This is a genomic window from Rhizobium sp. G187, from assembly GCF_051549525.1.
Taxonomy (GTDB): domain Bacteria; phylum Pseudomonadota; class Alphaproteobacteria; order Rhizobiales; family Rhizobiaceae; genus Allorhizobium.
Genome location: NZ_JBPUGM010000011.1, coordinates 1 through 9,481 on the forward strand (window position 1 = coordinate 1; position 9,481 = coordinate 9,481).

A 9,481-nucleotide genomic window follows, 5' to 3' on the forward strand; every position below is an offset into this window, starting at 1 on the left:
CGATGTCTGAGGCCCGGATTTTTGTCTCATCTTCGCTTCCTTCGATAGAGCTACGATGAGCCGAAAATCCTCTCTTCTCAATTAAGCCAGTTCTGTCTCATGGGCGCTGATGTCGGACAGAGCAGCACAATCCTACCTCTCAACGATCACCCGTGCCGAAGAGCGCGCCGTAGCTTCTGTAAAAATCGCCGCAAGCCATGTGTCCTGGACCCATCAGATGGAAGCCCACACGGCTCATAGGATTTACGATGCACTTCGCCTCACGGGGCGCGCAAATACGCTTAGGCGCTGGTTTCAAATTTGGCTTGTCGGCAGGGGTGGTCATTGGCGGCAGCTGGGCCCTCCCCTCCCTGGCCGGCACCTGAAGCGCTGCTGATCAAATTCGTGGCCCACCACCTGTGAGATGCAGAAAAGCATCTGACGGATCTGGAACACGAAATGCCTGCAGATATCGAGGGCAAGCGACGGTTATCGGGCTTTCTGCGGAAGATGAGCCGCACGCCCCAGATACAATCCGCAGCGGGCTTGCCACTTGTTCGACGTTGATGAAATGGCGGGCGCTTCAGGGCCTTAAGCTCGCCGACGCTCGCGTCCGCCATCAGACTCTCTGTTCGAGCCACACCGGGACCGAGGAAACAGAAGAGCGCGGCGGTCGCCGGAGACCTCCTCGCAAAGCTCCTAGCTACCTGCGCTACCAGTAGCCTGCGCAATATCAGAGATCAAGCGATCCTGAGGGTCGCTTTCACCTCAGTTTGCCGCCGACGTAGCGAAATCGCCGTCCTTTGATCCGAGCAGTTGCGGCCGGAGGAGAGCCAATCCGGATCGAATGAGCCTCTCCCCTGCTCTCGCTTTCCCTTCACTTCGGCTGCCCAATACCAGTGGCGCTGAGAACGACGAAAATGCCCAGAATTTAGGCCTCACCGACCGCCGCCCTGCCAATGCAGCAACGGCCAAACCGAGGTCATTTTAATCCAGTCGAAAAATTAGTAGGTTCAAATCGCATAAGCAATTGAATAAATGAAACAAATTAGCGAAAAAAACGGCTGACAATTCGTATTGCTGTCGGCGCACTGTTGTACACTGATGGACTGGGTCTGTCGGGCAGCGTTCAAACTGCGTCCGGTCGTGATCCGCTGACCGCCGCCCTGAATCGCTCGACCAAGCAGTTCATGAATGAGATCGATGCTCCGGTTCTTGATTGCGTCTCCCGTAGGCTAGACCGAGTTTCTCTTGGGACCGGTGCTGGAAGTCCCGCGATGTGGTGGCATTGCGTCGCCAGGCTCCTGTAACTTCCCCCAACCGCATTCAAGGCTGTAATGTCGGCTGCGGTGGCGGATCGGAGACTGACGCACTTTTGGGACATCAAGTCCGCGGGAGAGCAAGGGGCTGCGTCCGCCGTTCCATCGAGCCCGAACAGTCGCTAGGGCCGCTTGCGCAGTCAAAGTCCGTTTAGGCAAGGATGAGATAAGATGGATATTGTGGTCGGAATTGATGTGTCGAACGATGGTCTGGATGTGGCCGTGGTGCCGTCCGGTTTGATCTTTCAAGTGCCGCACAAACACGTCGGCATCAACGATCTGGTATCCCTCGAAGCGACGGGAGGCTTTGAAACGGCCAAGGTAGCCGGACCGTCTGCAGCCGGGCTTGCCGTCATCGTGGTCAACCCGGCGCAGGTCCGCGCCTATGCCAATGCGCTCGGCCGCCGGGCCAAGATCGACGCCATCGATGCGGCAGTAATTGCGGTCTATGTGGTGGCAACCAGGCCCGAGCTTCGGCCGCTGAAAGATGCCGAAACCCAGGCTCTTTCGGCGCTTGTGGGCCGCAGGCGGCAGATCGTCCAGATGATCGTGTCCGAGGAGAACCGGAACGCATGGCCTTGGCAAAAGAGGCACACAAGAGCACCAAGCGTCTGCTGCTCGGCCCTCCGGCGCGAGCTCGAAAGCCTCGACAAAGATCTCGACGACCAGATCCGCAAATCGCCGGTCTGGCGGGTGCGCGAGAGCCTGCTGACGTCGGTGCTAGCCGTTGGGCCGGCAACGGCGCGCACGCTCCTTGCCGAGCTGCCGGAACTGGGCAGCCTCCACCGGTGGCAGATCGCCTCCCTTGCAGGGCTTGCGCCCTCGACCCGGCAATCGGGCACCTGGAAGGGCAAGAGCTTCCTCGGCGGCGGCAGAGGCAAGGTGCGCGCCGTGCTGTTCATGGCCGCTCTAGTCGCCAGCCGGCATAACCCCGTCCTCAAGGCCTTCCGCGACCGCCTGACCGCAACAACAAACCTAAGATCGTCGCTGTCGTTGCTACCATCCTCAACACCATCATCCGGGACGAAAAGCAGGGCAAAACGCTTGACTGTTAAGACAGTCGCTTGTGACGTTGGAAACAAACTTCTCGGGGGAGGTCAAGGATAGAGAAAACAGCGCTTCAATAGGTCCCCAGCCAATCTCACATTCTCTCAGACGACCACTATCCGTACGTCCCCACCTGGAAGAAATGAGACGGCACCCTGAACGCCTCCTTTCTGAACCAAGACATTTTCTGACATTGAACTGGCAGGCGAAAGGCTACTGCGCAAAGCGCTCCCGAATGGTTTTGATCTATTCCGGTGTCAGAAGTTGTGGCGATGAACGGTGCCGTTCAACCCACCCTCAGCCTCTCGGATCCCCTCGCCTTCATCAGCGCCATGATCATCGGCCCGAGCGAGAATTCGCCGCGCCCAGCCCTCCGTGTCAGATCCCGCAGATAGCCGCCGGCAGAATTGATCAGATGCGCCCGCTCCAGCATACAGGCCATGGCCGCGGCCGCATTTTCAGGGCCCATCACCTCGCAGGCCTCCTGGTAGGCCGAGGGACTGACCCCGAGCATCGATCGGACCACCACTGCGGCCGCCATCAGGTCGCGCCAGTTTCCGATCTGGCCGCCCGGACCGTAATCGATCACTTGCGGGCAGGCCTGCAGCACCATTGCAAGCGGATAAGCCTTTATCGGATCTGCCGGACGGATCTTCTCTCGCTCGGCATTCGCCCTCTGCTCTTCTCCTGAGCATGGTTCAAGTTCATAGATAGATTCGGATTTTGAATTCTGTATATGGCAGCCATTCTGGACTGCATTGCCGTCCATTTTTCCAGAATTCAGCTGAACTTCCAGCTGGTTGAGGATTTCCTCGCGCAAAAGCGCCATGTCTTCGGAGATGGATTCGATGGCGGAGCGGCTCGGCGTGCGTGGTAGCTTCGCAAGGATCGACACATAAACGGCCTCAATCGCCGCCCAGTCGCCGCTGGCGCCCTCTTCCATGGCAGCACTGATCAGCTTGCGCACATCCCGGCGGCACAGCGTAAGCGCTTCCTTTGCCCGCTTGAAGCGTCGGGCTTCTTCGGCCACCTGCTGCGCCAGGCCCGCGAGCTCGTGCGCCCGGGCGAGCAAGGGAGCGAGGTCGAAGCCGAAGGCTTCCTCGATTTGGCCGTCCTGGTCGCGGTGCACATAGCGCTTGCCGTTCGGGCTGTCGCGCCGCTGGATGAGACCAACCTCGACGAGGCTCGCCAGATGCCGCCTGAGCGTCGTGCCGGCGATGCCATGTGCGCGAATGGACAGCTGCGCATTGGAGGGAAAGACCACCAGTGACGCATCCGGCTTCAGCTCGTTCTGCGGATAGAAGCTCAAAAGCGCATCGAGAACCGCGATCGCCCGATCCTGAAGCCCGAGCAGCGGCCGGGCCTCGGCCACGTCGCGAAACACTTTCCATTTGTCCACGCCCCGGCTCGGGCGTGATTCGGACGTCTGGAGCTGCGCTCGCACCAGCCCAAGGGTCATCGGCCGCCGCCCAAAGGGCGTCGTCACATGTTCCCGTTGCATCTTTCTCGCCTTTCGTTAGGCAAAAGAAGTGAGCTCACCAAAACGGCGCCAAAGACTCTTGACTGTGAATCCGGGAAATGCGATTCTCGATCTTGCTACAGATGACGAGAGAGGCTTCCGCGGTTTTCCGATTGGGGGCCTTTTTCTTTTGCGGTTTAGTCTCCGTTTTGATCAGATTTCGACTGCCTGTACTCCTCGTACAGACGATCCATCCTGCTTGAGAGCCAGCTGCTGAAGGGCTTGGCCTCGTTATTGGACAGTTCGATCGAAACTTTCTTCGCCTTAGCGGACATCGAAAATTCCAATGAACTATCGTGCGAGGTCCATTCGGACACCGCAGAAGCTACCTTCGGCTTCTTCGCAGCCGACTTTGCCTTGTAGCGTTTGAGGTAGTCATGAAGATCGTCAAACCGTTTCTCTTCGGCAATCTCACGAAACTCAGAGGTGCCAACGTAGTCAGTGGCAACCTTCAAGAGGGCAGGGGCCAGCAACAGCTGTCTAAGGCTCAACCACTTATCACGCCCAATCTTCTTCGATGCACCCAGCACAATTATGATGGTGGCCGGAACGACATCCACCACGCCAAGCATTTTCGACAGCATTGCTTCATCAACGGCAAGCGATGATCTAATGACGTCTTTCGCCATCCCGGAAGACAAGAGATTTTGTGCAAAAAACGCTCGCTCTATGAAGGAGAGATTTGATCGAGCAGAGTTTTCCTGCCCCTGGGCAATCGCGGAAGTGACGTCATCAAGTTTCTTGACGACCGCCTTCACAGGAACACCAAGCTCCTGTGCAACCTTCAAGCGGCGGTGCCCAAACACCACCATGTATCGCTGGTCGTCTGTCGAGCTGGGGCGCACAAGGATAGGCGTCGACTGACCCGTTTCCTTGATTGCTTGCTTCAGTTCCTCGAACTCTTCATCGTCATGAGACAGTCGATCAGGAACGAAGGAACCATCAACCAATTGTGGATCGAGCTCCACAATGACTTCGCCCTCCATCAGCTTCTTGGTGTTTTCTGCCAGGTCTTCGATTGAACGAACGACCGTCTTGGCAGCGCCAGTCATCGCGTAGCCCGGCTTCGCGGGAGCCTTCTCGGACGAAATCGAAGCGAGATCCAAAGAGGCGAATGGATTAATTCGAGACATGTCCAACCTCTAACCCAGGGTTCACTTCCCGCAAGCCATTGTGCAGCATTGCAAAATTCAGAAAAAGAACGGCTGACAAGGAGATCATTTTCGCCCCCAAGCGCCATGGATCAAATCCATTATTTCGCCGTTGGCGGAGTTCAGGCTTTCCATCGCACGGTCATAGGTCGAACGGACGAAATCGCCTCGCTCGACCTCATAGAGAGTCTGCTTCTTGATCGAAGCATCAGAAATTGCCGTCGATTTGAGCACGTGATTTCGCAACATATGTTGGGCAAACATCGACTGCATGAACCCAACCATTTGCGCCTGCGGGATATCCGTCGGCTCAAATCGCGTGACCAAGTACCGGAACCACTCGACTTTGATTTCGGCCCCGGCCTCCGCAACTGGCGTCATGATGCCGCCGAGCATCATCAAAAACTGGCTCATTGACATGATATCCAGCATCTGAGGATGGATAGTAATCAGGATTCCTGTCGATGCCATGAGGGCCGTAATCGTCAGGTAACCAAGCTGGGGCGGGCAATCGATGACAACCACATCATAGCGATCGTCGACCTGCTTCAGCGCATTGCCGATACGCATATGAAAAAGGCGCCCTTCGCTACCGTTCTTCGACGATATCGCGAGAGGTACATCATATTCGTATTCCTGAAGAACCAGGTTCGCAGGGACGACATCAAGCCCAGGAATATTGGTTGATTGAATTACATCCGCAATCGGCTTTTGCTCACCATCAAAGCGCAGGGCTTCATACAACGATGATGTCTCGTCCAGTTCAGGCTGGATTCCGAACAGTGACGTCAGAGATGCCTGGGGATCGAGATCAATCGCCAATACCCGGTGACCAGTCAGGGCGAGATATTGGGCCAGATGGGCCGCTGTTGTTGTTTTCCCACTTCCGCCTTTGAAGTTGACGACAGAAACAACCTGCATCGACTCGCCCTCGCGGCGTTTGGGCAGGTAGACCCTCTTGTCCGATTTTTTATTGGTTTCGAGGAACTCTCGAAGCTCTAACATCTGCTCGGCTGTGTAGTAGCGACGGCCGGCAACCGATTCAATCTCGGGGCCTTTCCCCTCGGAGTGGATCTGCCGGAGGTGGCTCTGTGTCACGCCCATAAACTCGGCGACCTCTCCGAGCTGAAACTTACGAAGACCCTTCTTTGCGTCAGGAGGATACTGCTGGCTGCGCAACATATGCAGCGCACTTGAGATTTTCGCGCCTTGCTGCGCAATCTCGAAATCAAATCGGTTAGGCGGTGGCTGATTCATTTTGCAAACTATGTCCCGAGGTGGCTACACTTTCGAAAAAATGGCCGTGCAGCCATCAATTTCGCAACTATCATCCGATTCCGTCCATGCGGCAAGGAGTTTAAAGTTAACAAATCCTTAACGCGCCAGCCTCGCTACGTTTATGAAGACTACTATTCTCAATCTTTCAGTGTGTTAGCGGTCTCCTTCGCAATGGCTATCAGCCGCATTTCCTGTGACTCAATACGGAACGCTTCAGCCGAGACCGCCATGGAAAAACGAATCGGCCCGAGATTCTCGGATTGCAGCACCCCAAGCTAGGTGCAGAATTGCACATGGACTTCGCTCCGGTTAACTCGGAGCTCTGCCCAGCGGAAAGGCTTCAATCGATGGGTTAGACGCCTATGCCATTGAACTGATGCCGTAGCCCCTTCCGCCGGCGTCAGCGTATAATGCCTGCTTCACGCCATGGTGCCGCTTACGGAGGGAAGGCAGATGACAACAGTGCATATCGCGCCGGAAAACACACTGAAGTAATTACGGCGAGCGGTAGGCGTGGGGCTGCGAGTTGACTGTCCGCTGGCAAAGTTGAGCAATTGAATGCGGATATCCTACCGGCGTCATCGTAGTCGGCTTACGTGAAGAGTTTCGGGCCCCTCAGAGGCCGCGACGGTTCAGCGGCTGCTAAGAAACGTAGCAGCCATCACTAAAATAGACGACACCAAAACGAAAATTCGTTCACTATTTGACACAATCACACGTTGACAGCGCGTGACGACGCATGAGAGGGGCGGCTGTCACATCGCATCCTTTTAAAGTTGTATTTTCTGATGTCCTACAGTTTTTCATTGCCCTTGAAGCCTTTGTTCACTCCACCTCAGATTGCCGCCTTGGCGGTTTTTGTCGCCACGGGTCTCCCAAGCCCTGCTTTCGGGCAAGACATTGTTTCTCCTTCAAAGAATCTCGCGGCAAATCAACTAACTCGCGACGCGGTCGACGCCGGCGGGATCAAGGACGGCGGCGCATCCGTAGAGAGATTCCACGACTGGCAGATGCGCTGCGTAACGAATGACAAAAGCCATCAATTCTGCGAAATCGCGCAGGTTGCGCAAGTCATGCGCGAACAGGGCGGGGTCACAGTGCTGACGCTGGCCTTAGCGCCGGACCTAACCGCATTGCAGCGTCGCGGTGAGATGGCGTCACCTTCAATGATCCTCACCATGCTGGTTCCGTTGAATGTGGCCTTGCCTGCTGGCCTCTCGATCAGTGCAGACGGGAAACCCATCACCAAGCTCGCTTATCGCAACTGCAATCAATCTGGATGCTGGGTCCAGACGTCGCTAAAGCCAACAATGCTATCGGCACTGAAGACAGGAAAAACCGGCGGTGCGACGCTCAGCCTGATCGACGGGCAGGCAATCGACATCCGATTTTCGCTCACGGGTCTCACGGCGGCACTCGCCGCCCTCGAAAGTCAGACGCGGAAGTGGCAGGAAACCAACCCATGAGGATGGCTCGACCCTTCCTCGCATTCTTGGCAATGTTTTTCTCTCTTCCAGGAGGTGTCGCATCGGCGCAGTCGCCAGGCGAGGATTTCGCCCGCCAGCAGAGCGGCAAGGCACTGGCCGAACGCCTCGATCGCCTGAAGCAGGCAACTCCCGATCAGAAGGTGGAGGCAGACGGAATTGCCGGCTTGGATTCGTCACAAGCGGATGGTCCTTGCTTCACCATTTCTCGGGTTGTGATCGATGGCGTAACGAAGATCTCTTCCGACGAGATCGGCGCTCTGACAAAGGCCTATGACAATCGCTGCATTCGGGTCGATGATATCAGCGTCTTGCTCAAGGCGGTGACGAACCTCTATCTGGACAAGGGATTCGTCACCTCGCGTGCCTATGTGCCACCGCAGGATATAGCAGGCTCTGGTCTCCTGAATTTGACGGTTGTAGAGGGGACAACCTCCGAGATCTATCTGAACGGCAAACGGACGAACCGACGCGGCTCACTTGCTACGGCATTTCCTGGCGTTGAGGGGCAACCCGCCAATATCCGCGATATCGAGCAGGGGCTAGACCAGATCAATCGCCTATCGTCGAATGACGCGAAGACCACGATGCTGCCTGGCTCGGAACAGGGCACATCTATCCTGAACGTCGAAAACACGCCGGGCAAACGTTGGCACCTCACCCTGGCCAACAACAACCTCGGTCAAAAAAGTACCGGTTACTCACAAAGCAGCGCTTCACTCACCTTAGATGATCTTCTGGGGCTGAACGATCAGTTCGGAATGACCTATGGGCACTCCGGCCCTGACTATCCCTGGGGCACTGACGGCGATGGTTTCAGCAACAGCTATTCCGCCAATGCCAGCATTCCGTATGGCTATTGGACAGTCTCGGCGCATGGTTCCTGGTACGAATACCACAGCACGGTGCCCGGCAATTTCGGTCCGATAGAAACTTCGGGTAACTCTTCCCAATTCGGGGTCGATGTCGATCGTGTCGTCGACCGCGACAAGGATTCCATCACCACGCTCCGGGGGGGAATCAATCTCAAGCGCACGAACAACTTTCTGCTTGGCAACCGGATCGAAGTGGGCAGCCGCGCCTACACCGTTGGCACAATCGGGATCTCCCATTCTCGGCGAATGCTTGGCGGTGTCTTGGCGTTCGAACTGAATCTGGATCAGGGCCTGGACCTGTTCGACGCCGTGCAATCAGGTGAGCCCGGCGCCGGCACAGCAGACCCTCGTTTCTCCAAGCTCGGGTTCACCATCAGTGGTACACGGCCATTCGAAATGTCTGGCGAAGGCTTCGAACTTACGAGCCTCCTCAGCGGACAGTACTCGCCCGACAATCTCTTCGGCGCCGAGCAGATCGCGCTTGGCGGCCACAGCAATGTCCGCGGTATCCGGCAAAGCGTGATTTTCGGCAATAACGGCCTGTTCAGTCACAACGAATTGTCCTGGCGAACCGCAGTTTTCGAGGGCAGCGAGGTCGCCCCGATCCTGGGAGAATTCAGGCCCTATGTTGGCCTTGATTTCGGGCAGGTATTCTCACAAAGCCGCTTCGACATAGACGGTGGCCATCTCGCCAGTTGGTCTGTCGGCGCCAAGCTGGTCGGCGGCAGTCTGAGCGCAGACTTCGGTTACTCCCAGACTTTCATGAGCAGCGTCGATGAAGGACGCGCCAACCTTCTTTTTGCCAGCGCCACGGTTCGCTGGTGACCTT

The 9,481-nt window shown here is 56.6% G+C and carries 5 protein-coding genes and 2 pseudogenes; 4 read left to right on the forward strand and 3 right to left on the reverse strand.

Annotated elements, in window-relative coordinates; all coding sequences use genetic code 11:
• Positions 1-285: 285 nt before the first annotated feature.
• Positions 286-783 (forward strand): annotated as a pseudogene (locus tag ACSV9I_RS21380) (integrase); the annotation flags it as partial.
• 686 nt (positions 784-1,469) lie between these two features.
• Positions 1,470-2,353 (forward strand): annotated as a pseudogene (locus ACSV9I_RS21385) (IS110 family transposase).
• Positions 2,354-2,631: 278 nt separating this feature from the next.
• Here the strand turns inward: ACSV9I_RS21385 and repC are convergent.
• From repC to repA, 3 genes are all read right to left on the reverse strand, one after another.
• Positions 2,632-3,846, reverse strand: a complete 1,215-nt coding sequence (gene repC, locus ACSV9I_RS21390; RefSeq protein WP_438330754.1) for a plasmid replication protein RepC — start codon at positions 3,844-3,846, stop codon at positions 2,632-2,634.
• A gap of 155 nt (positions 3,847-4,001) precedes the next feature.
• Positions 4,002-4,997, reverse strand: coding sequence for a plasmid partitioning protein RepB (repB, locus tag ACSV9I_RS21395; protein WP_438330755.1), 996 nt, complete (start codon positions 4,995-4,997; stop codon positions 4,002-4,004).
• Between the two features lie 84 nt (positions 4,998-5,081).
• Positions 5,082-6,272 carry a plasmid partitioning protein RepA gene (gene repA / locus ACSV9I_RS21400; protein ID WP_438330757.1) on the reverse strand — a complete coding sequence of 397 codons (1,191 nt, stop codon included), beginning with the start codon at positions 6,270-6,272 and terminating at the stop codon, positions 5,082-5,084.
• An 809-nt stretch (positions 6,273-7,081) separates the two neighbouring features.
• Between repA and ACSV9I_RS21405 the strand changes: the two genes are divergently transcribed.
• Complete coding sequence (locus ACSV9I_RS21405) at positions 7,082-7,759, forward strand: invasion associated locus B family protein (RefSeq protein WP_438330758.1); 678 nt, start codon at positions 7,082-7,084, stop codon at positions 7,757-7,759.
• A gap of 2 nt (positions 7,760-7,761) precedes the next feature.
• Positions 7,762-9,477 (forward strand): ShlB/FhaC/HecB family hemolysin secretion/activation protein, encoded by a 1,716-nt coding sequence (locus tag ACSV9I_RS21410; RefSeq protein ID WP_438330787.1) that lies wholly within the window; start codon positions 7,762-7,764, stop codon positions 9,475-9,477.
• The last annotated feature ends 4 nt before the right edge of the window (positions 9,478-9,481 follow it).